The 22,804-nt window shown below is 40.1% G+C and carries 26 protein-coding genes and 2 tRNA genes; 14 read left to right on the top strand and 14 right to left on the bottom strand.

All coding sequences use genetic code 11. From position 1 onward, the window contains the following. Positions 1 to 3: 3 nt before the first annotated feature. Positions 4 to 474 (bottom strand): DUF3013 family protein, encoded by a 471-nt coding sequence (locus FD735_RS02410; protein WP_000257115.1) that lies wholly within the window; start codon positions 472 to 474, stop codon positions 4 to 6. Between the two features lie 115 nt (positions 475 to 589). On the opposite strand from FD735_RS02410, the gene FD735_RS02405 reads away from it, so the two are divergent. The 4 genes from FD735_RS02405 to FD735_RS02390 all read left to right on the top strand — a co-directional run bounded on the left by FD735_RS02405 (position 590) and on the right by FD735_RS02390 (position 3,202). Beyond that, positions 590 to 1,861 (top strand): replication-associated recombination protein A, encoded by a 1,272-nt coding sequence (locus FD735_RS02405; protein WP_139658388.1) that lies wholly within the window; start codon positions 590 to 592, stop codon positions 1,859 to 1,861. Between the two features lie 264 nt (positions 1,862 to 2,125). Then, positions 2,126 to 2,198, top strand: a tRNA-Lys gene (locus FD735_RS02400). A 353-nt stretch (positions 2,199 to 2,551) separates the two neighbouring features. Beyond that, a complete protein-coding gene (locus tag FD735_RS02395; RefSeq protein WP_000672743.1) occupies positions 2,552 to 3,067 on the top strand; it encodes a DUF308 domain-containing protein in 516 nt (171 codons plus the stop codon). Positions 3,068 to 3,129: 62 nt separating this feature from the next. Next, positions 3,130 to 3,202, top strand: a tRNA-Lys gene (locus tag FD735_RS02390). Positions 3,203 to 3,342: 140 nt separating this feature from the next. Here the strand turns inward: FD735_RS02390 and FD735_RS02385 are convergent. Together FD735_RS02385 and FD735_RS02380 are read right to left on the bottom strand one after the other, a co-directional pair. Continuing rightward, entirely contained in the window at positions 3,343 to 4,431 is a 1,089-nt protein-coding gene (locus tag FD735_RS02385) for an AI-2E family transporter (RefSeq protein ID WP_001055020.1), read from the bottom strand. Positions 4,432 to 4,440: 9 nt separating this feature from the next. Then, positions 4,441 to 5,730, bottom strand: coding sequence for a DUF308 domain-containing protein (locus tag FD735_RS02380; protein ID WP_139658387.1), 1,290 nt, complete (start codon positions 5,728 to 5,730; stop codon positions 4,441 to 4,443). Positions 5,731 to 6,533: 803 nt separating this feature from the next. Between FD735_RS02380 and FD735_RS02375 the strand changes: the two genes are divergently transcribed. The 4 genes from FD735_RS02375 to FD735_RS02360 all read left to right on the top strand — a co-directional run bounded on the left by FD735_RS02375 (position 6,534) and on the right by FD735_RS02360 (position 9,778). After that, positions 6,534 to 6,965: an Rrf2 family transcriptional regulator gene (locus FD735_RS02375; protein ID WP_000379854.1), complete on the top strand. Its 432-nt coding sequence runs from the start codon at positions 6,534 to 6,536 to the stop codon at positions 6,963 to 6,965. 90 nt (positions 6,966 to 7,055) lie between these two features. Continuing rightward, positions 7,056 to 8,060 carry an NADP-dependent oxidoreductase gene (locus FD735_RS02370; RefSeq protein WP_139658386.1) on the top strand — a complete coding sequence of 335 codons (1,005 nt, stop codon included), beginning with the start codon at positions 7,056 to 7,058 and terminating at the stop codon, positions 8,058 to 8,060. A 13-nt stretch (positions 8,061 to 8,073) separates the two neighbouring features. Beyond that, positions 8,074 to 8,910, top strand: coding sequence for an alpha/beta fold hydrolase (locus FD735_RS02365; RefSeq protein ID WP_139658385.1), 837 nt, complete (start codon positions 8,074 to 8,076; stop codon positions 8,908 to 8,910). 1 nt (position 8,911) lies between these two features. Continuing rightward, a complete protein-coding gene (locus FD735_RS02360; protein WP_000241139.1) occupies positions 8,912 to 9,778 on the top strand; it encodes an SDR family NAD(P)-dependent oxidoreductase in 867 nt (288 codons plus the stop codon). A 137-nt stretch (positions 9,779 to 9,915) separates the two neighbouring features. Here FD735_RS02360 and FD735_RS02355 read toward each other — a convergent pair whose 3' ends face one another. Then, positions 9,916 to 11,397 (bottom strand): M protein trans-acting positive regulator PRD domain-containing protein, encoded by a 1,482-nt coding sequence (locus FD735_RS02355; RefSeq protein WP_139658384.1) that lies wholly within the window; start codon positions 11,395 to 11,397, stop codon positions 9,916 to 9,918. 310 nt (positions 11,398 to 11,707) lie between these two features. Between FD735_RS02355 and FD735_RS02350 the strand changes: the two genes are divergently transcribed. The 5 genes from FD735_RS02350 to FD735_RS02330 all read left to right on the top strand — a co-directional run bounded on the left by FD735_RS02350 (position 11,708) and on the right by FD735_RS02330 (position 13,629). After that, a complete protein-coding gene (locus tag FD735_RS02350) occupies positions 11,708 to 11,944 on the top strand; it encodes a GlsB/YeaQ/YmgE family stress response membrane protein (RefSeq protein ID WP_000964741.1) in 237 nt (78 codons plus the stop codon). 99 nt (positions 11,945 to 12,043) lie between these two features. Further along, complete coding sequence (amaP, locus tag FD735_RS02345) at positions 12,044 to 12,607, top strand: alkaline shock response membrane anchor protein AmaP (protein WP_139658383.1); 564 nt, start codon at positions 12,044 to 12,046, stop codon at positions 12,605 to 12,607. A gap of 10 nt (positions 12,608 to 12,617) precedes the next feature. Continuing rightward, complete coding sequence (locus tag FD735_RS02340; RefSeq protein ID WP_000454669.1) at positions 12,618 to 12,788, top strand: DUF2273 domain-containing protein; 171 nt, start codon at positions 12,618 to 12,620, stop codon at positions 12,786 to 12,788. 11 nt (positions 12,789 to 12,799) lie between these two features. Further along, complete coding sequence (locus tag FD735_RS02335) at positions 12,800 to 13,384, top strand: Asp23/Gls24 family envelope stress response protein (RefSeq protein WP_000072931.1); 585 nt, start codon at positions 12,800 to 12,802, stop codon at positions 13,382 to 13,384. A 41-nt stretch (positions 13,385 to 13,425) separates the two neighbouring features. Beyond that, a complete protein-coding gene (locus FD735_RS02330) occupies positions 13,426 to 13,629 on the top strand; it encodes a CsbD family protein (protein WP_000102421.1) in 204 nt (67 codons plus the stop codon). 218 nt (positions 13,630 to 13,847) lie between these two features. Here the strand turns inward: FD735_RS02330 and FD735_RS02325 are convergent, their stop codons facing one another. The 3 genes from FD735_RS02325 to FD735_RS02315 form a co-directional block, all read right to left on the bottom strand. Next, positions 13,848 to 14,297, bottom strand: coding sequence for a hypothetical protein (locus FD735_RS02325; RefSeq protein WP_139658382.1), 450 nt, complete (start codon positions 14,295 to 14,297; stop codon positions 13,848 to 13,850). A 142-nt stretch (positions 14,298 to 14,439) separates the two neighbouring features. Continuing rightward, positions 14,440 to 14,964: a thiol-disulfide isomerase gene (locus tag FD735_RS02320; RefSeq protein WP_139658381.1), complete on the bottom strand. Its 525-nt coding sequence runs from the start codon at positions 14,962 to 14,964 to the stop codon at positions 14,440 to 14,442. A gap of 103 nt (positions 14,965 to 15,067) precedes the next feature. Continuing rightward, positions 15,068 to 15,523, bottom strand: coding sequence for a GNAT family N-acetyltransferase (locus tag FD735_RS02315; protein WP_139658380.1), 456 nt, complete (start codon positions 15,521 to 15,523; stop codon positions 15,068 to 15,070). Between the two features lie 69 nt (positions 15,524 to 15,592). Between FD735_RS02315 and FD735_RS02310 the strand changes: the two genes are divergently transcribed. Beyond that, entirely contained in the window at positions 15,593 to 16,252 is a 660-nt protein-coding gene (locus FD735_RS02310) for an A24 family peptidase (protein ID WP_139658379.1), read from the top strand. On the opposite strand, the gene trpA is transcribed toward FD735_RS02310, so the two are convergent. The 7 genes from trpA to trpE are packed head-to-tail and all read right to left on the bottom strand — an operon-like array spanning position 16,224 to position 22,483. Next, positions 16,224 to 17,000: a tryptophan synthase subunit alpha gene (trpA, locus tag FD735_RS02305; RefSeq protein WP_042902641.1), complete on the bottom strand. Its 777-nt coding sequence runs from the start codon at positions 16,998 to 17,000 to the stop codon at positions 16,224 to 16,226. The genes FD735_RS02310 and trpA overlap by 29 nt on opposite strands. Beyond that, complete coding sequence (gene trpB, locus FD735_RS02300) at positions 16,993 to 18,216, bottom strand: tryptophan synthase subunit beta (RefSeq protein ID WP_042902640.1); 1,224 nt, start codon at positions 18,214 to 18,216, stop codon at positions 16,993 to 16,995. The genes trpA and trpB overlap by 8 nt, the downstream gene beginning before the upstream one ends. Beyond that, positions 18,194 to 18,793 carry a phosphoribosylanthranilate isomerase gene (locus FD735_RS02295; RefSeq protein ID WP_042902639.1) on the bottom strand — a complete coding sequence of 200 codons (600 nt, stop codon included), beginning with the start codon at positions 18,791 to 18,793 and terminating at the stop codon, positions 18,194 to 18,196. Before FD735_RS02295 ends, trpB begins: the two co-directional genes overlap by 23 nt. Next, entirely contained in the window at positions 18,780 to 19,547 is a 768-nt protein-coding gene (trpC, locus tag FD735_RS02290) for an indole-3-glycerol phosphate synthase TrpC (protein WP_042902638.1), read from the bottom strand. The genes FD735_RS02295 and trpC overlap by 14 nt, the downstream gene beginning before the upstream one ends. Next, on the bottom strand, positions 19,544 to 20,548 hold the full coding sequence (gene trpD / locus FD735_RS02285) for an anthranilate phosphoribosyltransferase (RefSeq protein WP_042902637.1): 1,005 nt from the start codon (positions 20,546 to 20,548) through the stop codon (positions 19,544 to 19,546). The genes trpC and trpD overlap by 4 nt, the downstream gene beginning before the upstream one ends. Positions 20,549 to 20,558: 10 nt before the next feature. After that, the gene (locus FD735_RS02280) at positions 20,559 to 21,125 is read right to left on the bottom strand and encodes an aminodeoxychorismate/anthranilate synthase component II (protein ID WP_139658378.1); all 567 of its coding nucleotides are present in this window, start codon (positions 21,123 to 21,125) and stop codon (positions 20,559 to 20,561) included. Then, positions 21,122 to 22,483 carry an anthranilate synthase component I gene (gene trpE, locus FD735_RS02275; RefSeq protein ID WP_139658377.1) on the bottom strand — a complete coding sequence of 454 codons (1,362 nt, stop codon included), beginning with the start codon at positions 22,481 to 22,483 and terminating at the stop codon, positions 21,122 to 21,124. Before trpE ends, FD735_RS02280 begins: the two co-directional genes overlap by 4 nt. Between the last annotated feature and the right edge of the window lie 321 nt (positions 22,484 to 22,804).

The following is a 22,804-nucleotide window of genomic DNA, read 5'->3' as shown; positions in this document are numbered from 1 at the left end:
TTTCTAATACCTCGGATAAGGATAAAATTCTCCTTCTTCCAAGCCAACCTTTCCTTCTTCAAAGACTTCTTGGTTCCATTCCATGACAAACTCCTCTGCTTCTGGGTCTTCCAAAAAGTCCATGAGGGCATCCAGCCCAACCTCTGCAGTATCTTTGAGAAATAGCGCAAAATAAGCTAAAAATTCGCGAGAAAAACCTTTTTTAGGCAGGTAAGGAATAACAGTCAGATAGTCTTCCGCATTGACGGTTGACTTAGCAGGGTTGTAGAAAAGGACTGCTTCCTCGAAGAGAATGTCATCCGAAGAAACCTCTCCGTCTTCATCCACCATCTCCACACCTGCAGCATTTTGTGCTTCCAAGAGAAAACTCACTTCAACCGCGTGATTGCGCTTGTCCCAGCTAATCTCATAGTCAAATGGAAAGTTCTTGTCCAACTCTTCCTCTAAAACATCTAAAAATCCGTATGTTGCCATTTTGTCCTCTTTCTATGCGACTCTTAAATCGCCCCGATTACTCGGAATTATGCTAAAATAGATACTACCATCTTACCACATATACATCAGAAAATCCATGTTAGAAAGGACTGCTATGCCTGACAATCTCGCACTTCGCATGCGCCCTAAAACCATCGACCAGGTCATCGGTCAGGAACATCTGGTCGGACCAGGAAAAATCATCCGTCGCATGGTGGAGGCCAACCGCCTGTCCTCCATGATTCTCTACGGACCTCCAGGAATCGGCAAGACCAGTATCGCTTCAGCCATCGCTGGAACGACCAAGTATGCCTTTCGGACCTTTAACGCGACAGTGGATAGTAAAAAGCGACTCCAAGAAATCGCCGAAGAAGCTAAATTCTCTGGTGGATTGGTCCTACTACTGGATGAGATCCACCGTCTTGATAAGACCAAGCAAGACTTTCTTCTGCCACTTTTGGAAAGTGGTCTGGTTATCATGATTGGCGCAACGACTGAAAATCCCTTCTTTTCTGTCACTCCTGCCATTCGTAGCCGTGTTCAGATTTTTGAATTGGAACCCTTGTCCAATCAAGATGTTAAAAAAGCTCTTCAAACAGCTCTCAGCGAACCTGAGCGTGGTTTTGATTTCCCAGTAGAGCTAGATGAGGATGCGCTGGATTTCATCGCAACCTCTACAAACGGAGACCTACGTTCTGCCTTTAATTCACTAGATTTGGCTGTTCTCTCTACTCCTGAGAATGACAAGGGCACCCGCCATATCACTCTTGATATCATGGAAAATAGCCTGCAACGAAGCTACATCACTATGGACAAGGATGGGGACGGTCACTACGATGTCCTCTCAGCCCTGCAAAAATCTATCCGCGGCTCGGATGTGGATGCCAGTCTTCATTACGCTGCTCGCTTGATTGAAGCTGGGGATTTGCCTAGTCTAGCTCGTCGCTTGACTGTAATTGCCTATGAGGATATTGGTTTGGCCAATCCTGAGGCTCAAATTCATACCGTAACTGCTCTAGAGGCTGCACAAAGGATTGGTTTCCCAGAAGCCCGCATCCTCATTGGTAATGTCGTCATTGATCTGGCTCTTTCACCCAAGTCCAACTCAGCCTATGTGGCGATGGATAAGGCCCTTGCTGATCTCAAAACATCAGGGCATTTGCCTATCCCTCGGCACCTGCGTGATGGTCATTACAGTGGAAGCAAGGAACTAGGGAACGCCCAAGATTATCTCTATCCCCATAACTATTCTGGACACTGGGTCAAACAAGACTATTTGCCAGAAAAAATACGTGATCAGCACTACTTCACTCCGGAAGATACTGGCAAGTACGAACGGGCCTTGGCGCAACGCAAGGAAACCATTGATAAATTAAGGGACTTGTGAAATCCTTTTCAAATAATTGCATTTTCCTCTTGATTTTTTTTGAAAAAGTGGTATTATATAAACATAGAAACGCTGTGGTGTACGACTTCACACTTAAGTGTTGACCGACTATTTTTTGTATTATTAGGGAAACAAAAGTCTTCTAACAGCATGTAGGCCGTCTCACACGGAAACAGCTTCAGTTAGAGCGAGTTGCCCACCTGCTTAATTGCGCGGGTTCAATACAAACCGTGAAGTTTCGGCACCAATACAGCTTTTTTCTTTGCCTCCTTAGCTCAGCTGGCAGAGCAGCGGACTCTTAATCCGTGGGTCACAGGTTCGATCCCTGTAGGGGGCATCTAAATACAACAGGAAAAAGCCTTGTAAATCAAGGCTTTTTTTGCTTGTCTATAACTGATTTACCCCATCATTTGTCCCACATTTTAAATCTATCTTTTCTTTTTGAATCAAATTACATCTTTACAAATAGTGTAAAGCCAGTTACTTTTGCTTTGATTCCATACAATATTTTCATGTAGAGAAGACAAATTTTATCTTCTCTTTTTATTTTCAAAATAATAAAAACTGATTTTCTTTTCATAAATCAGACTGAAACTTCCAAATTTTCCATTTTGTTTATTGATATTTCCTCTAAAAAGGTGTATAATATTTTTATTATCAAACTATACTATATAACAGGATGGTATTGAAATGAAATTTTCTAATCGTTTATCGCTATTCCTTGCAGGAGTTATTTTTGTCCTTTTAGCACTCTTTCTATTTACAGACCCAGTAGCTAATCTTGTTGCTTACAGCTGGTGGATTGCATTTGGTTTACTGGTTGCTTCTATAGCAGCTATTTTAGGCTATTTCTCTGTACCAAAAGTGCTTCGCTCACCAGCTCATCTTTTCCAAGGGATTGTTAATCTTCTCTTAGCTCTTTACCTCGTTGCCTATGGCTTTGTGACGCTGCCAGTTGTCATTCCAACTATTTTAGGAATTTGGTTAATTGTAGAAGCCATTATAGCTTTCTTTAAAGGCAATCGTCTGGGATTGATTTTCCCTATTATTGGCAACCATATCATGTGGATAGCGTTGCTTGCATTTTTACTAGGTCTAGTGATTTTGTTCAATCCAGTAGCTACAAGTGTCTTTGTCGTTTATGTCGTTGCCTTTGCATTTTTAATTGTTGGTTTCACCTATATCCTTGATGCCTTTCGTAAATAATCTAGCTGCCATTTTGGGCATATTAAAATAGCTGGGAAGTTACATTCTCAGCTTTTTCTGTTGCCTCCTTAGCTCAGTTGGTAGAGCAGTAGACTCTTAAGCTATGGGGCGCAGGTTCGAGCCCTGCAGGGGGCACATCTAAATCAACAGAAATAAGCCTTGAAACCAAGGCTTTTTTTAACGTCTAATAGCTTTTTGTAGAAAAGTATTTAAAAATAAAAGAGAAGAGAATCTCTCACTCTCTTCTCAGTATATCTTATTAAATTTAGTTTTTCTTAATCTAGCTGATTTTCCTTTGCAACGACAAATTCCTTAACCAATCGATAGATAACAGCAAATATCGGTGTAAAGAATATCATCCCAAGTAAGCCAAAGAGATTGCCTCCAATACTAGCAGCCGCAAGCGTGAAAATAGCTGGCAAACCAATAGACTGACCTACAACTCTAGGATAAATAAGGTTTCCTTCAATCAGCTGTATAACTTGATATAGAAGAAGAGAAAGTAAGGCTTGAGTAGGACTCACTGTGAAGATAAAAATCGCTCCCACAACACAAGCAATCATAGGCCCTACATAAGGAATGAACGATAGCACTCCTGCAAAGATACCTGTCATTACTCCATAGGGTATCCCAAACACGCTGTAACCAACCGCTATCATAACTCCTATGATAACTGCTTCAATCAGCTGAATCATCAAAAATTGGTCATAAGTCTCTAGTGCTACTTGTCCAATGTAAGTCAACTTTATCACCACCTTCTCTGGAAGAAAAACTTTTAGAAGTCGACTCGTCATCGCTGCCAGATGTTCCTTACTGGATAAAAATGAAAAGGTGAAGACTATAATCAAAAAGGCATTCATCAAACTTGAAAAAATATTGCCGATATTACTAGTCAGACCTGATAAAAAACCTATCAAAGCTTGGCTAATAGAACTAGATTGTCCCTGTATGCCTGATACGATAGTTGACAACATGTCTTTGGTTACAAATTCCGAGCTGCCTAGCAATTTCCCAAGTTGAGTAAGGACTGTTGAAAGGACTGTTCCCAGCTGACTAATAGTCTGGGCTAGGGTTGGCAGCACCAAAACCAAAAGAGCAATCACGATTAAGATAAGAGCTAGGAAAACAAGTACCATGGCAATCGGACGACGCAACTCTGCCTTTACCTTCAATTTAACTAAGTACTGTTCAATTTTTTTCATAGGAACATTAAGCACAAAAGCAATAACAGCACCATAAATCAAGGTTGATATTACATCAAAGAGAGAGATTGCTCCTGATATAAAGCTCGATGCATTCAGAATTACAAGAGCAACCAGCCCTATAAAAAGTATTAACGGGGTGTATTTTTTTACTAAGTTCATAAATTCTCCTTAATAAACATGTTTAGATACGACTATACTATTTGGTTTTTCAAACTCTCGATTAAGGTAGGCTTGGTAAGTTCCTGGAGCGATAAATCCTTTGGGTGAGAGGATATCGGTGCCAGCCTGACCGACTATGGTATCAGCCAAGAGCACACAGTTTGTAGATAAGACAAAGTAGGATTTAAACTTAGATTTGATAAATTTATAAAGTTCCCCATCTGTCTCATGTCTGATTTTATAAGCGTAGGTGTAGTCTTCCTTACCATCACCTGTCATGATTTTATCTGCACTTGGCTCCCATGGAATCGTCAGTTGTTTCAATTCAGCCAACTTTTTCTGAACTGCTTTTTCCATTTCAGGCGTCAAATCTATCCCATAACCAAAAAGCGTTTTTTGACTCTCACGTTTACATAGGTCAATGTACTTGTCACGATCACAGAAATATAAGACACCATCTCCTACCATGCCAAATAAGGTCTCAGAAGACGGATCATAGTTGCCATAAGAAATAACACGGCCTTGATAGCAGATATCCACATGACCAATTGCCGAAAACAGAGAGGTCTCAGCTGTATGAACAAAAATTTCAAGCTCCGCTGTCTTACCAGACTTCACTATTCCAAGATGGATATCTTCTTCCTCATCAGCATTTTCCAGCATAAATTTGTTAACTTTTGCTAAAGTTCTTGCAGGGATGAGAGCGGCTAGGACAATAGGTAAGCTAATTCTAATACGACGTTTGAGATGGTTTTTCCCAATTTCCTCCTCAAACAAGAAACCATCACGGATATTGGACACACCATAAAGGAAAAAAAAAGCCCCTAATACAAAGAGTTGAAAGACAGAATTTCCTGTAGAGGACAAAAGACTAGTCCCACCAAGAAAAACTAGTACGAGTCCATCTAGTAAGAGACGAAAACGAGGTCGAATTTTGTTTTTGCGGTAGAGAACATAGGTGACAAGGTTAATACTAGCATGAAAAATCTGATAAACTCCAATCACAAGAGCCAAAATATAAATCGGCACATCCGTCGCAAGATTGGAGCCAAGCAAATATCCCAGCACTAACAATTTAACCAGTGCAACTCCCAAGGTGTCCGTTGACTGACTTTTTTTGAAAATACGTAATACTAAATCTAAGACCGTTGCTATCCAAGCTAAAAACAGAACCAGTCGAATAACCTTTACTGGCAACCAAGTCCCCGTGACCATCAAGATGAGACCTAGCAGAACAAACAAGAACCCCTGAGCAAGTAATTTCTTACCTGTCAGACCTAAAGATAGAATTTTCGCCATATAAAAACCTTTCAACAATAAAAATTAAACACTCCGATTAAACTGACTAGTAAATAGCCAACACTACAAACAGCCTGTGCCAGCAACATATGGTGACTAGAAATGACTGTAGTAATGTCACCATCTTGTCTTATGCACTTCTAAAATTTGTTATATTGATTAGAAACCAGAGCTTATAAAAACTAGCTAAACTCGAGAGATAGACACAATTGCGACGAAAAAATGTATAACCAATTCAACTTGTTAAGGTAAGAAAGCATTATTTCCAATCTATTAATTATTCATCTATTACCTATTATGACACAATATTCCCTATAGTTCAACTTTTTACTTGTTTTTATATTACACGGACTAAAAAGTTTTCAACAGTTGATTGCATTTGTTTTAATAAGTTTTAACCTTTCTTGGTTAGATAAAAAAAGAACCATACAGTTTAGAATCTGTATGGTTTTTGCCCCACTTTTGTCCCATTTTTAAATCATGACATTGAAAATACCTAAAATCACTTATATTTCAATATTTTTAATTGCTCTCAATATGAAAGTCCTTTCCAAATCCCTGTAGGGGGCATCTAAATACAACAGGAAAAAGCCTTGATTTACTAGGCTTTTTTGTGTATCTGTTCTACTTTTGGTCAACTAATGGATATCAACGGTATAATTTTATGAACACCCTTCCCAGACAGCTCTAATCTGATTGCACTCAAAATTTTTTAAAATTTAAAACAAAAGACTTGCTTTTCTTTTAATTTATGTTATACTTGTTCTTGTATCTTATACAAGTTTATTAAGAGAGGGATTCATATGGATACAAAATTCTCAGTTGCTTTGCATATCTTAACAATGATTAGTGAAAGCAAGGAAACCTTAAGTTCTCAAGCACTAGCTATTAGTGTTGGGACTAACGCTAGTTACATTCGAAAAGTGATTGCCTTATTGAAAAATGCAGATTTGATTCATTCCCAGCAAGGAAAAACAGGTTATCAACTCAGTAAGTCTCCAAAGAAAATGACTTTACTAGAGATCTACTATGCTACTCAAGAAATCAATCACATTAGTTTATTCCCTGTTCATCAAAATAGCAATCCTGATTGCCCTGTTGGAAAACATATCCAAGGAGCAGTTTCACCGCTTTTCGCTAGTGCCGAATCTCAATTAGAGAAGGAATTAGCAAATCAAACTTTAGAAGATGTCATTGACAATCTATATAAACAAGCTAAACAAGTCCGAAACTGATTTGATAACAAGTCAGTTTTTACTGGAAATAACATATACTTGTATCAGATACAGGTATAAAATCATATAGAAAAAGAAAAGAGAAATCACATGAAAGCCGCACAACACACTACTTATAACAAAAACAATATCACACTGAACATCACAGAAATCGCTAAACCAAGTATTACAGACAAACAAGTCTTGGTGAAAGTCACCGCAGCCGGTGTTAATCCTCTCGATAACATGATCTCTCGTGGTGAGGTCAAGATGATTGTTCCTTACAAACTTCCTCAAACTGCAGGTAACGAGGTCGGTGGGATCGTTGAAAGCATTGGCAAGCAAGTTGACAACTTTCAGATAGGAGACCGTGTCTTTGGCCGTCTGCCACTTGATCATATCGGCGCCTTTGCAGAATACGTAGCTGTCGATAGCCAAGCCTTAGCCAAGGTTCCAGACTATCTATCAGACGAGGAAGCCGCTGCTGTTCCTCTTACTGCCTTGACTATCATGCAGGCTCTTGACCTCATGGGCGCTCAAGCAGGCAAGACTATCTTTATCTCTGGTGGTACAGGCGGTGTCGGCGGTATGGCCATTCCGATTGCCAAGGCTAAAGGTTTGACAGTCATCACTAATGGGGCTGGAGATAGTGCTGAGCGTGTATTGAACCTAGGAGCAGACCGCTTTATCGATTACAAAACAGAGGATTATACAAAAACTGTTAGCCAGGTTGATTATGTCCTCGATACTCTTGGTGGCGCTGAAACTGAAAAACAAATGTCTATTATGAAAAAAGGTGGTCACCTTGTGTCCCTTCGTGCCATGCCAAACGGTGCCTTTGCCAAACGCATGAATCTACCAAAATGGAAACAGATGATTCTTGGCTTAGCAGGTCGCAAATTTGATAAGATGGCGGAAAAATATGGTGTCCACTACCATTTTATCTTTGTAGAAAGCAACGGCGCTCAATTACAAGAGGTAGCTGACCTCTTTAGTAAATTAGAAATCAAACCCTCTATCGATACAGTTTATCCATTTGAAGAAGTGAATAGCGCCTTAGACAAGGTCGCTAATGGTCGCTCGCGTGGAAAAACAGTCCTCAGCTTTAAGAAATAAAAAGGAAAACACAATGTCATATCTTACAACTAAAAATCAATACATCACTGTCCAAGGAAATCAAATTGCCTATCGCGAACTCAGTAAAGGCAAATCAAAACTACCTCTTCTGATGCTGGTCCATTTGGCAGCAACTCTAGATAACTGGGATCCAAGACTATTAGACTTGATTGCTGAAAAACATCATGTCATTGTAGTCGATCTTCCTGGTGTTGGAGCCAGTCAAGGCAAAGTTGCTTCGACGATTCCTGGAATGGCTGAGCAGACGATTTCCTTTATAGAAGCTCTTGGTTACGATAAAATCAACCTCCTCGGTCTTTCTATGGGGGGTATGATTGCCCAAGAAATGGTCAGAAGTAAGCCTGATTTGGTCAACCGTCTCATCTTGGCAGGAACAGGACCTCGAGGTGGAAAAGAGGTCGATAAGGTAACAGGGAAAACCTTTAACTATATGTTTAAAGCGAGACTCGAGCGCATCGATCCTAAACGCTATATCTTCTATAATCATGATGAACAAGGGAAAATCGAAGCTTTGAAAGTCCTAGGACGAATGGGTATGAGAACAAAGGAATTTGCGGATAAAGACATGAACCTAGCAGGATTCCTAACTCAACTCAAAGCTATTAAACGTTTGGGGAAAGCTCCTCAAGACGACCTAAGCTTTATCACTCAACCAACCTTAATCGTCAACGGGGACAAGGATATGCAAGTTCCAACGGAAAATTCCTATGACATGCATGAGAAAATCGAAAATAGTAAGCTGATTATCTATCCAAATGCTGGTCACGGTTCGATCTTCCAATATGCAGACGAATTTTCAAAAGAACTCATTGCTTTCTTGGAGGACTAATATGGTCAAAACGATTCTGATTACAGGTGCTACTGATGGTATCGGTAAGCATTTGGCAAAGAAACTGGCCAGCCAAGGGCATCAGGTCATCCTTCATGGTCGCAATCCTCAAAAACTTGAGCTGGCGCTTCAAGAGGTTCGAACAGTTTCCTTGAGAGGCAGAGTTTCTAGCTACCTTGCAGAGTTTTCAAAATTAGACGATGTTTATCGTTTTGCGGAGGTAATCAAGCAAGACTTTCAAAGTATCGATGTCTTATTTAACAATGCAGGACTTTATGGAGTAAAAGAACGGAAAGCAAGTGCTGAAAATATCGAATTGACTTTTATGTTATCCGTTCTCATTCCCTATATGTTAACAACTGAGCTAAGCCCCTTGTTAGAAAAAGCGCCTGACGGTCGTATCATTAATACCTCCTCCTATATGCATCATTTTGCCAAGGTCAAGGATTTGGACTTTGGATTTGAGAACAATTATAATCCCGGATTGGCCTATAATAATTCTAAACTTTACACTATTTGGATGACACGCTATCTAGCCAGAGAGTTCTTCTTAAGTGGTTCAAACATCACCATCAATTCTTACCATCCAGGTTTGATTTCAACCAATTTGGGGAACGATTCCAGTGATGAAAAAACGAAAAAGTCTCTCTTTGGCCGCTTGATGAAGTCTCTTTCAAAAGATCTAGACGAGGGAATCGAAACAGGCTACTATCTCACATTGTCAGAAGAGATTAGGGGATTGACTGGCTACTATTTTGATGAAAAGAAAGTGAAGTCAGCTTCTGAAAAAGGATATACTTTTGAGAAAGCACAAGCTTTAATAGCTTACTGTGACGATAAAATCAAATTGTTTCAAACCAAACGGTGAGTAGCCTGACTCTATTTTCCTTTAATGACTAAGTAAAGGTACTTCAAAACTAGTTGATTCTCAATGTAAAAGTTCGTGTAAGGAAAGAAACATCAACAGAAAAAGCCTTGGAATCAAGGCTTTTTTATTATTCTTAGTTACTCGTCTAATCGAATAAACATCATTGCGTTAAGCAAAGAGATGAGAGCGACTGTATTGACATTATTGGAATAGATCAGTCTCTTATTTTCAATCGGCGGAATAATAAAATTAGAAATAATGATGTCGTAAGGTGATTCTTTTAGAGCATCAAGGGATAACTCTAATTCACTCCAAACTTCCAGTTCAAAATTGTTACTGCAATAGTAAGCAAGTGTCTCAGCTACTGATTTTGCATGATACTGATCAAAATTACTCATGACCAAAACCTTTAATTTCGGTTGATTTTGTAAAAGATTTAGCACCAAGTGTTTGCTGTGAGTGATAAACGTATAGGTCAAATGATTGACCTTCATTGAATTACGATCCATATCCAAAGTCTCTAGATAATGTTCAATCCCTTCCTTCACCTCTGAAACGAATCGAGGGAAAATATTTTGAAAGTTCTTGATTGTATTGCCTTTTTGATCAAATAGGATAAACTCTGTCGATAATTCCTGGCGATGCAGATGTGCCGTATTATGCAGATGCCAAATCAGGTTGTCTCTATTGTCTACTTGAAGATTATACTCTCTTGATACCTGGTCTACTAGATCTCCCAATAACTGATACGATTTTTTTACATAGCTGTCTGTTTTTGCATGGTTCAGAAATACTTCTTCATCTATGAAGAACATTTTTTGAAAATAGGATACAAACAGTTGACCGATCACTTCTTTATTCAGAGAGATATGATATTCAGAGTCAAAGCTCGTTACAATCTCGTTGATTCCTTCTGCCTGCATGAAAGATTCTAACAATTGATTGTTAAAAGAGTCTCTCTCAACTTCCAAGAAATGACCAAACTTTATTCGGTATAAATTTGTTACGAGGAGTAACTTTAACATTCGTTGAGTGGCGAAATTGACTGGAAATGCAGTTTCTTTATAGACCCGTGCCAACAGCTTACACAAAGGTTCTACAGAAAAATCTTCAAAGGGCCATTCAAGGAAATAATATTTCTCTGAAAAATACTGGGCAAAAAAGTAACGGATATCGATTTCATTTCCAGTGATTCGAACTGGATTGAGGCTAATTTCAAAACGATATTGCTTCTTAATAATTTTATTAATATGACTGATGATACGGTAAAGAGAGGAAGAACTGATATAAAACTCTTTGCAAATATTCTCTTTATCACATCCTTCATTGAAGAAGAGAAATTCTAATATTGAAAAGTGAGTTGAATGCTTAAAAAAATGATGATAGACCATTTCAATATCACTATCGTCAGTATTTATGATACGGATACCATTTGTTGAGGAATGAAATAGCAAGTCAGGAAAAGAAGATCTAACATGGGACAAGTCATCTTTTACAGAACGTTCTGCACAGTGCAATAATTCTGCTAGTTCTGAAATATGAAACCAGCGCTTGTTTTCAAACAGTAATTCTAATAATTCTAATTGTCTGTGACTTTTTTTCGATAATAAATCTCTCATGAATAGCTTTTCTCTCTTTATAATAAACTAAAGGATTGTCTTTCAATCTTCATGCAATTATACCACATGGAGTGCATTTATCCTCTTACAACGACTTTTGCTTGTCATCAAAAGACTAGTCTAATCCCTTAGAAACCCAGTAGCATCAAGATTTTCTTATTTATTTGTACCTGTGGTGTGTTTTTATAATACGTAGTTTGAGACAAATTATTACCCTTCCATATTTAAATATTATATAATTAATTCAATCAAAGAAATTGGTTTTCTGAAATTGATTCTTTGATTTAGAAATAGAAAAGGAGGATACACTATGTTGTGGTCCATTATTGTAGGAGGTCTTATTGGTCTCATCGCAGGTGCAATCACTAAAAAAGGTGGTTCAATGGGATTGATTGCAAATATCTTTGCAGGTCTTATCGGTTCGTCTGTAGGGCAATCACTTCTAGGAAGCTGGGGACCTTCATTGGCTGGAATGGCTATTATTCCGTCAATCGTAGGTGCAGTGATTGTTGTTGCAGTCGTTTCATTTCTATTTGGTAAAAAATAAGCATTACCTAATAAGAAATTAAAAGTGATAAGCCATAATTTTGAATACTGTAGACGGGTAAAATTATGGTTTAAAGCTTTTCATTTGAAAGGATTTAATATGTCAAAATCAAAGAAAATATTGTTACTTATTTTCTGTATCTTAATCTTGACTATTTTCCTTCCTATTCTCATAGATTATCATCAGGTCAGTGATTTAGGAATCCACTTATTCAGTTGGAGAGAACTCTACGCTGAATTCCTGATTGCTAGATATGTCTTTTGGGGGACACTTGTCCTATCTGTTTTAGTTTTAATTTCAATATTAGTGATACTCTTTTATCCTAAACGATATCTAGAGATTCAATTAGAAACTCAAGAAGATACATTAAAACTAAAAAATTCAGCTATCGAAGGCTTTGTTCGATGTTTGGTCATTGATCATCAGTTGATGAAAGAACCAACGGTCCATGTAAATAGCCGCAAAAATAAATGTTTCGTTACTGTAGAAGGGAAAATTCTTCCTTCAGACAACATCTCAAATCGATGTCTAGTCATTCAGAATGAAATAACTCATGGATTAAAGCAGTTCTTTGGTATTGAACGTGAGGTAAAACTTGAAGTTAAAGTTAAAGAAGTTGAACCTCGAAAAACGACCAAAAAGACTGTTAGTCGTGTAAAGTAAGGAAGTAAAAATGGAATGGTTTAAAAAATATCAGTATCCAATTATTGCAGGTTTAGTAGGTGTCATTCTCGCTTGCTTTATCTTATCCTTTGGCTTTTTCAAAACACTATTTGTACTAATTTGTGGAGCCTTAGGAGCATTTGCTGGATACTATGTTAAGGAAAAATATTTAAATAAATAAAGGAGTCTCGTATGTCAAACGTAGATAAAAATGTAGAAAAAAAAGATGTTGCTGTTGTTTCTCAAGATGTTAAAGGGGAACTCACTTATGAAGACAAAGTCATCCAAAAAATCATTGGTCTTTCACTTGAAAAAGTACCTGGACTTTTGGATGTGGATGGAGGATTCTTCTCTAATCTAACAGAAAAAATTATCAATACAGATAATGTCACTCATGGTGTCAATGTTGAAGTTGGGAAAGAACAAGTTGCAGTTGACTTGAACATTGTTGTTGAATACCAAAAGAATGTCCCTGCTTTGTACAAAGAAATCAAAGATGTTGTGGTATCACAAGTTACAAAAATGACTGATCTAGAAGTTGTTGAAGTCAATGTGAATGTTGTTGATATCAAAACGAAGGAACAGCATGAAGCAGATTCAGTTAGCCTTCAAGACCGAGTAACTGACGTGGCTTCTTCAACAGGAGAATTTGCTTCAGAACAATTTGAAAAAGTGAAATCTGGTATCGGTTCAGGTGTTGCTGCTGTTCAAGAAAAAGTAGGCGAAGGTGTTGAAGCCGTTAAGGGCGAAGCAAAGGAAAATGCTCGCGTACACTAATTCATCTGGTCTAAATCAATCAATTTAAAGGAGGCAGAATCATGTCAACAGAAGAAAAATTAAATCAAGCAAAAGGTTCCATTAAAGAAGGTGTCGGCAAAATGATCGGCGATGAAAAAATGGAAAAAGAAGGAACAGCTGAAAAAGTTGTTTCTAAAGTAAAAGAAGTTGCTGAAGATGCTAAAGATGCTGTCGAAGGCGCTATTGAAGGTGTTAAAAACATGCTTCACAAAGACGAAAAATAAGACTAAACATTAATTGACCTTTTTATATATAGTAGTCAAAAAGAGGACCGCAAATGTCCTCTTTTTTTGTAGATCGGATTCTAAACACGTTTCCCAATTTTCGTTAAAAGGAATTGTCAACAGGAAGAGCCTTGGAATCAAGGCTTTTTGCTTGTTTAAAATAATATCTCCCTTTTTAAAGAAAGAAAATTTAAAAGCTTGCACACCACTAGACTGGCTTATTTATCCACCACCTGAGCCTCAAATTGGGCTGGTTGATTGTCTACGTTGGTAATGGTTATCGTGTAGGGTTTGTTATTGGTGGCATCAAACACTTTTTCACCTTGATAACTTACAACAACTCCATCTTTTTCTAAATAAATATCTGGTTGCTTGTTTGGAAGTTTTTCGTCCTCCTCGTCCAAACCATGGCTTTTTATAATTTTTTGTTCCTCTACTTCATAGTAAACATCGCTGTTTCTTTCACTCCAAACACCAGAGCCAGTTAATTTAATTCTGCTTGAATCGTTTTTCTTCAAGATGAAGATTGAATAGTATTCCAAATCTTGTGTTCTGGGATTTACTCTTAAGTTGACGGATTGACCTGGTTGAAGAGTGTATTTGCCATAGTTCAAAACTGAAATGACAAACCAGACTAGCAGCAAACTATACAAGACTCCTATAATCATTCGTGAGCGCCTACTTTTAAAAAAAACGTAAAAGTAAGACAAAAGAGACGATAAAAAGCAATTCTGTAAACTTTTTATCTCCCCTTTCTTGTCATCGTTGACATCCTGAACAAGGTCTCGTGTTCATTTCTCACTAGTAACCTCAACCATACAAAGTCTGATACATCTTATCTAGAAAAGCTTTCAACTCTTTTCGAACAATCTTTAACAGGCGTTCTTCTTCGGCTTGAGAGATGTTCACACTTTCTTTTTTTTGATTCCTAATATGAGAATAGTAACTACGTTTTAGTGTTAATTGATTGTCTAAAATATAGTAGACATTTATTTTTTCCTCATTTACCATTGTTTCAAATAAAACCGAGACTTCATCCCTACTAGGATTCAACATTTTCAAATCGATGTCTCCTTTTATCCCTATGGAGTCAATTCCTCCATCCAAGCGGATAGCACCGTCGGGAGGAACAATATAGCCTGCTTTCCGCATGTCAGACGCATATTTTCCTGACGTCGTTAAATGTTTTAAGACGGCTATAGTGTCCTTTTCTTCAAAGGAAGTCTTTAATTGGAACCGTTCTTGGTAGCTTTGATACTGAAAATAAAGAGTGATACCAACAACTAAGGCAAGTACAGAAGCGAGCAAGATTCGTATTTTTCTAGGTCTCGACATTTTTATCTCCTCTATCTAAGAAATCATAGAAGTCTTGTTTCTAACTTTGAAAGAGAACTTCCTTTTCCTTAAAAATCCTTGGGACTCTAGCCCCACCTGACTGTTATCTGCCCTTTTTCATGATGTATTTTCGTATAGGTACTTCAACCATTTGAACGGTTTCAAATCCTTCTTTTTGGTAAAGCTTGTAAGCTGTTTGATTTGCCTCGTAGACATTTAGAGAAATAGTGTCTATGTCTTCATTTTCAAAGGCCAAACTAACAAATTTCCTTAAAGCCTGGCTACCTAAGCCCTGCCCCTGTTTCTGGGGGTTGATAAAAAATCTCCCGATATGAAGATTCCTATCTTCTAGCCTGATTTTCTGGATAAGGCCAACAAACTCTCGCCCATCAAAGATTGAAAAGATTCCTTCCAAATCTTGCAAGACTTGATTTGTCAAGGGAAAAGGAATCATTGTTCCCATCCATTGTTCTTGAAAGGATTTGCCAAGGGAGTTGGACCATTGGCATACGAGCTGAGCGTTTTCTATGCTCACATTTTCTTCAAAACGAATCATCATCTTGACCTCACCACCTTATCTATGTTTCTCCATTATACTACTTCTCCTATTTTTTACGAATAGATAAGTATGATTGATCTTTATTTTTTTCTTGTTGGGAGCATTCTCGCTTCCTTTCTAGGTTTGGTCATTGACCGTTTTCCTGAGCAATCCATTATTCGACCGGCTAGTCACTGTGATTCCTGTCAGACTCGCTTGCGTCCCTCAGATTTGATTCCTATTCTCTCGCAGGTCTTCAATCGCTTTCGCTGTCGCTACTGCAAGATTCGCTATCCATTCTGGTATGCCCTTTTTGAATTCGGCTTAGGACTCATCTTTCTGACTTGGTCTTGGGGCTTTCTTTCCTTGGGGCAAGTCGTCCTTATCACTGCTGGTTTGACCTTGGGCATCTACGACTTTCGCCATCAGGAATATCCCTTACTAGTCTGGCTGACGTTCCACCTAATCCTCATGGCCTGCTCTGGCTGGAATCTGGTTATGATTTTCTTCCTTGTCCTCGGAATCATGGCCCATTTTATCGATATCCGCATGGGAGCAGGAGATTTTCTATTTCTGGCTTCTTGTGCGCTCGTTTTTAGTGTGACAGAATTACTCATCTTGATTCAGTTCTCTTCGGCAGCAGGGATTTTAGCCTTTCTTTCGCAAAAGAAAAAGAAAAGACTTCCTTTTGTACCTTTCCTCTTACTTGCTACTTGTGTGATTATTTTTGGTAAGCTACTGCTTGTTTGATAAAGTCCTCAATCGGCTCTCCTTGGTGGAGAGCTTTTACAATTTTCGAACCGACGATAACGCCATCTGACACCGCATTGAAGCGTTCCACATCATCCTGACTAGATACGCCAAAACCTGTCAAAACTGGGATATCGGCCACTTGATGCAATTGTGCCAAGTGCTTGTCCAAGTCTGCACGGTAATTGCCTGATTTTCCTGTCACCCCATTGATGGCAACGGCATAGACAAAGCCTTCCGCTCCCTTGATCAACTCTTTCTGACGCTCAATCCCTGTCGTCAAACTAACTAGGGGAATTAAAGCGATATCTGTGTCTGCCAAAAAAGGCTCCACAAAGTTGGCATGTTCATGAGGCAGGTCTGGGATAATCAATCCCTTAACGGCTGTATCTGTCAGATCTTTGACAAATTTCTCCACACCGTACTGAAAGAGGGGGTTAAAGTAGGTCATGATGACAAGTGGCACCTCAGTCTGAATGGTTTTCAAGGTTTCAACCAAAGTCTGGGTAGAAGTCCCGCGAGCTAGACTGCGCAAGCCTGCTTCTTCGATCACAGGTCCATCTGCAACTGGGTCTGAAAAGGGAATGCCCACTTCGATGGCAGAAACACCCAAATCTTCTAAAAAGTGGATTGTTTCTCCTAGACCATCCAAACCTTTCTCGTGGTCTCCAGCCATGATATAGGGAACGAAAATTCCTTTTCCAGCTGCTTTGATAGCATTCAATTTTTCTGTTAGAGTCTTAGGCATGACCTTCTCCCTTCTTTGCTGCATCAGCTTCCAAGCGGTCTTTGACTTGAACTACATCCTTGTCCCCACGACCAGATAGGCAGACAATCATGGACCTGTCTGGTCCGAGTTCTTTGGCCAATTTCACTGCAAAAGCGATAGCATGGCTAGATTCCAAGGCTGGGATAATCCCTTCCACACGAGACAAGAGTTGGAATCCTTCCAAGGCTTCCTCGTCTGTCACAGGGACATAACTGGCACGTTTGATATCGTGATAGTGAGAATGTTCTGGACCGATACCAGGATAGTCCAAACCTGCTGAGATAGAGAAGGCTTCAAGAATTTGACCATGAGCATCTTGGAGAACATCCATGAGGGAACCGTGAAGGACACCTGGACGACCCTTGGTCAAGGTAGCTGCGTGGTACTCTGTGTCCACACCAAGTCCTGCTGCTTCAGCCCCATACATAGCTACTGACTCATCTTCCACAAATGGATGGAAGAGTCCAATAGCATTAGAACCACCACCAACACAGGCTACTAGGGCATCTGGTAGATTTTCACCTGTCAAGTCGCGGTACTGTTGTTTGGCTTCTCGACCAATGACACTTTGGAAGTCACGAACGATTTCTGGGAAAGGATGTGGTCCCAAGGCAGAACCAAGGATATAGTGGGTATCATCGATGTTAGCTACCCATGAACGAAGGGCTGCATTAACTGCATCCTTGAGCACGCGCGAACCATCTGTCACGGCCTCAACCTTAGCTCCCAAAAGCTCCATACGGAAGACATTAAGGGCTTGGCGTTTGACATCTTCCTCACCCATGTAGATGGTACATTCCATGTTGAAGAGGGCTGCAGCTGTTGCAGTTGCCACACCGTGCTGACCAGCACCTGTCTCAGCAATAATTTTCTTTTTACCCATACGTTTAGCCAGAAGAACTTGTCCTAAGGCATTGTTAATCTTGTGGGCACCTGTGTGGTTGAGGTCTTCCCGTTTGAGGTAAATCTTGGCTCCACCGATATGCTGGGTCAGGTTTTTTGCATAGTAAAGAGGCGTTTCACGTCCTACATACTGGCGCAAGAGCTGGTTTAATTCCTCTTGGAAACTGGAGTCTGCCTGACTTTCACGGTAGGCTTTTTCCAATTCCAAAACTGCTGTCATCAATGTTTCTGGGACGAAACGTCCGCCGAATTTTCCGTAAAATCCATCTTTATTTGGTTCTTGATATGCCATGCTTTACACTCTCTATAAATCTTCTAATCTTTTCATGATCTTTTTGTCCATCTGTCTCCACTCCGCTTGATACATCTACTGCATAGGGAGTAAAGTGTTGAATTGCTTTTACTACATTATCTTCATTAAGCCCACCTGCGATAAAGAAGGGCTGAGCTAGTCCTGTCGTATCCAGTTGGCCCCAGTCAAAGATCTGGCCACTCCCAGCAACAGGGGCATCAAAGAGTAGATAATCTGCCTGAGAATTTGGCACATGACCATTTCTATCCACTTGCACCGCCTGAATGCTGGCACAAGGCAAATCCTCAAACAAATCATCTGCCACCTGACCATGAACTTGAATCAAGTCCAAGCCAACTTTGTCAATCGCTTTTAGCAGTTGAGCTCGACTTGGTGAAACAAATACACCAACCTTTTTAACGTTGACAGGAATGAGCTTTGCCAGCTCAGCAGCCTGTTCCAAGGTCACCTGCCTTTTACTAGGTGCGAAGACAAAACCGATGTAGTCTGCCCCTGCTGACACGGCTGTTTTCACCGCTTCTTTGGTCGATAGCCCACAAATCTTAACCTTTGTCAATCTGTAACTCCTTGATTCTCTGGGCCACATCTTCCGCCTGCATGAGAGCTGTCCCAACTAAAATTCCGTTAAAGTACGGTGCTACTCGTTCCGCATCCTGCCCTGTGAAAATAGCAGATTCAGATATGTACAAGCAATCATCTTTGAAGTGTTTAGCCAAGTCTACACTGGTCTGCAAGTCGACTTCAAAGGTGGTCAAATTGCGGTTATTAACCCCAATAATCTCAGCACCAAGTCTGTGGGCTACTTCTAGTTCAGCTAGATTGTGGGTTTCCACCAAGACTTCCAGTCCAAGCTCTGTCGCGTAGTCGTAAAGTTCCTTGAGACGTTCTTCTGACAAGGCAGCCACAATGAGCAAAATAACTGTCGCCCCTGCATTACGAGCGCGGATAATTTGCTTTTCATCGATGATAAAGTCCTTGTTTAGCGTCGGAATCTGCACCTGACTGGAAATCTCCCGTAGATAATCCAAATGTCCTTTAAAGAAAATCTCATCTGTCAAAACCGAAATCATCACTGCTCCATTTGCTTCATAAGTCTGGGCCTGTTGCACAATATCCACGTCTAGATTGATATCTCCCAGACTAGGGCTAGCTTTCTTGACCTCAGCGATTACCTGTAAACGGTCACGGTGATTCTTCAAAAATTCTGCCAAGCGATAGGTCTGGCGCAAGGGCTGGATTTCCTCCAACTCCATCTGCTCGACCTCACGCGCCTTCTGCTCTAAGATTCGTGCTAAAAATTCCTGACTCATTTTTGGTACTCCTGTAACAGTCTAAGTTTTTCAAGGGCCTTGCCACTAGCAATCACTTGACGGGCCAAGGCAACACCTTCTTTAATACTATCAACCTTACCATTAGCATAGAAACCAAGACCAGCATTCAAGACTGTCGTTTCCAAGAATGGACTTGGTTGGTTTTTGAGAACGCTGAGCAAAATTTCTGCATTTTCATGAGCATTTCCACCACGAATGTCTTCAATAGCAATGCGTTCCATTCCCAAATCCTCTGGAGTAAAGCTTGATAAGGTGATTTCGCCATTTTCAAGAAGAGCAATGTTAGTTGTTCCATTCAAGCCGGCTTCATCCAATCCTTCTGGCCCAGCAACCACGATGGCGCGTTTGCGACCCATATTTTTCAATACCTGAGCTGTACTTTCTAGCAGCTCTGGACGACTAATGCCAAGCAACTGTGTTTCCAAGGCCATTGGATGAATCAGTGGACCAGTCAAGTTCATGATCGTTGGAATTCCTAGTTCCAAACGAGCGGGCATGATGTACTTCATAGCTGGGTGCATATTTTTAGCAAAGAGAAAGACGATGCCAGTTTTATCAAAGACCTTACCTAGTTCAGCTGGTTTGAGGTCAAGATTGATGCCCAATGCTTGAAGGACATCTGCCGAACCCGATTTAGAAGAAATCGAACGGTTACCGTGCTTGGCCATATGAATGCCGCCGCCAGCCAAGACAAAGGCTGCAGTTGTTGAAATGTTAAAGCTGAAGGACTTGTCTCCACCTGTACCACAGTTGTCCATAGCATCATGGATTTCAGTTGGAATATGTTGGGCATGCCCTCTCATAACTTGTGCAATGGCTGTGCGTTCTTCCGGTGTTTCCCCCTTCATCTTAAGGGCCAAGAGGAGAGAAGCAATCTGCGCTTCGGTTACACGCCCAGTTACGATACGCTCGATGACATCCGTCATTTCCACACCTGATAAATGTTCAAATTTTGCTAATTTTTCAATAATCTCTTTCATCCTAGTTTCCTCACTTTACAACATTCTCGATAAAATTCCGAATAGAAGACAAGCCATCTGGCGTTCCGATACTCTCTGGATGGTACTGGAATCCATAAATTGGAAGGTTTTTGTGTTGAATTCCCATAATAGCTTGGTCATCAGTCGAACGAGCTGTCACTTCAAAGCCTTCTGGCATTTCTTCAATCAAAATGCTGTGATAACGCATGACTGGACGACCATCCTCAATGCCTTGATAGAGAACAGATGGCGCTTCAAAGCTGATATGGCTCTGTTTCCCATGCATGACTTTTGGAGCCAAGCCTAGCTTCCCACCAAAGACTTCTGCGATAGCTTGGTGACCCAAACAAATCCCTAGAATTGGCTTCTTACCTGCAAAATCACGAATCATGTCTTCCATCTTTCCAGCATCAATTGGCCATCCAGGACCAGGAGAAAAGACCAGGCCATCTGCTTTTTCAGCTTCTTCATACAGCTTGGGATCATCATTTCTCAATACCTGTACTTCTGCGAAATTCCCAATGTATTGAGCCAAGTTATAAGTAAAAGAATCATAGTTGTCAATCAATAAAATCATGGTCTTAGTTCTCCAATTCTAGTCATAGATTTTGCTTTGTTAATGGTTTCTTGGTATTCGTTTTGGGCGATGGAATCGTAGACAATCCCTGCTCCAGCCTGCACGTAGGCTGTTTGATTTTTAAGAATCATAGTTCGGATGGCAATGGCCAAATCCATATCACCCGTCGCAGACAAGTAGCCAATTGCTCCTGCGTATACGCCCCGTTTTTCTGTTTCCAGTTCATAGATACGTCTCATAGCTCGAATCTTTGGTGCTCCTGAAACTGTTCCAGCTGGAAGTGTTGATTTCAAAGCATCCATGGCAGTGAGTTCTGGAAGCAAACGCCCTTTCACCACGCTGGTCAAATGCATGACATAGCGGAAGAGCTCCACTTCCATATACTTGGTGACTTGAACACTTGCCGTTTCAGAGATGCGGCCAATATCGTTACGTCCCAAGTCTACTAACATTCGATGTTCTGCTGTTTCCTTCTCATCAGACAGGAGGTCTGTCGCCAAGGCCTTGTCCTCTTCATCCGTAGCTCCTCTTGGTCGCGTACCTGCAATCGGATTGGTAGTTACGATGCCATTTTTGACAGAAACCAAACTTTCTGGACTAGCACCGATGATTTGATAATCCCCAAAATCATAGAAATAAAGGTAATTAGATGGATTGGTCACGCGGAGATTTCTGTAGAAGTCAAATGGATTTCCAGTAACTTCTGCTGAGAAACGCTGGCTAAGCACGCATTGGAACATATCACCATTACGAATCAAGTCGCGAGCGGTTTCCACCATTTGCTCAAACTTCTGAGGAGCGATATGCGGTTTGAAGTTCAGCGGAGATAGATCCAAATCTTCAAATTCATTTGGAGCAGGAATTCGTAATTCCTCAAGCACTTGGTTCAAGGATTCTTCCAAATCTTCTTGACTGCGATCACTATAGAGAGCATCCTCGATGACATGGATTTTTTCCTTCTTATGGTCAAAGACCATGTAACTCTCATAGACAAAGAAATGCATGTCTGGCGTCCCAATGGTATCCTCAGGGATTTGGCAAATTTCTTCATAAAGAGAAATCATATCGTAACCAACAAAGCCAATAGCTCCCCCACCAAAGGGGAGGTCTGAATGGTGCTGGCTCTTATGCGTCACTTCATAAAGAAAATCCAAGGGATCCCGATCAATCACTTGCCCATTTTGATAGAGGACTCCATTTTCAAACTGAATCTCAAAAACTGGATTATAGGCTAGGATAGAAAAACGAGCTGTTTCCTTTTCTCGCGGAATACTCTCTAAGATTACCTTGTGTTGTCCCTTTAGGCGCATATAAGCCAAGATTGGTGATAAGACATCTCCATGAATGATTCGTTCCATTGTAATTTCCCTTTCAGTTCCTTATTTTTATTTTTTTATCTTTTTCTATTTCCCTTAAATAGTGCGGACGGGAGGTAAAATTATCCAGTGGATGATTTTAGAAATCCATGAAATGAAAGACCTAATTTTTGAGCTCCTCGCTCATTCATTTCTAGGCTCAGGCTAAAATAGTTCCCCAAACTATTTTACTCTCAAAAATTCCGTTCTAGAGAAGCATCTTTGCTTCTCTAGGATACCACTATGGCGGGAAACATCTTTTAGAAACTCACTTCGTTCGTAAATATTTTATAGAATTCTATCTATTGATGAAGCATAATTTAA

The sequence above is a fragment of the Streptococcus sp. 1643 genome (assembly GCF_006228325.1).
Lineage (GTDB): Bacteria > Bacillota > Bacilli > Lactobacillales > Streptococcaceae > Streptococcus.
This window is presented reverse-complemented; position numbering and strand designations above follow the sequence as displayed.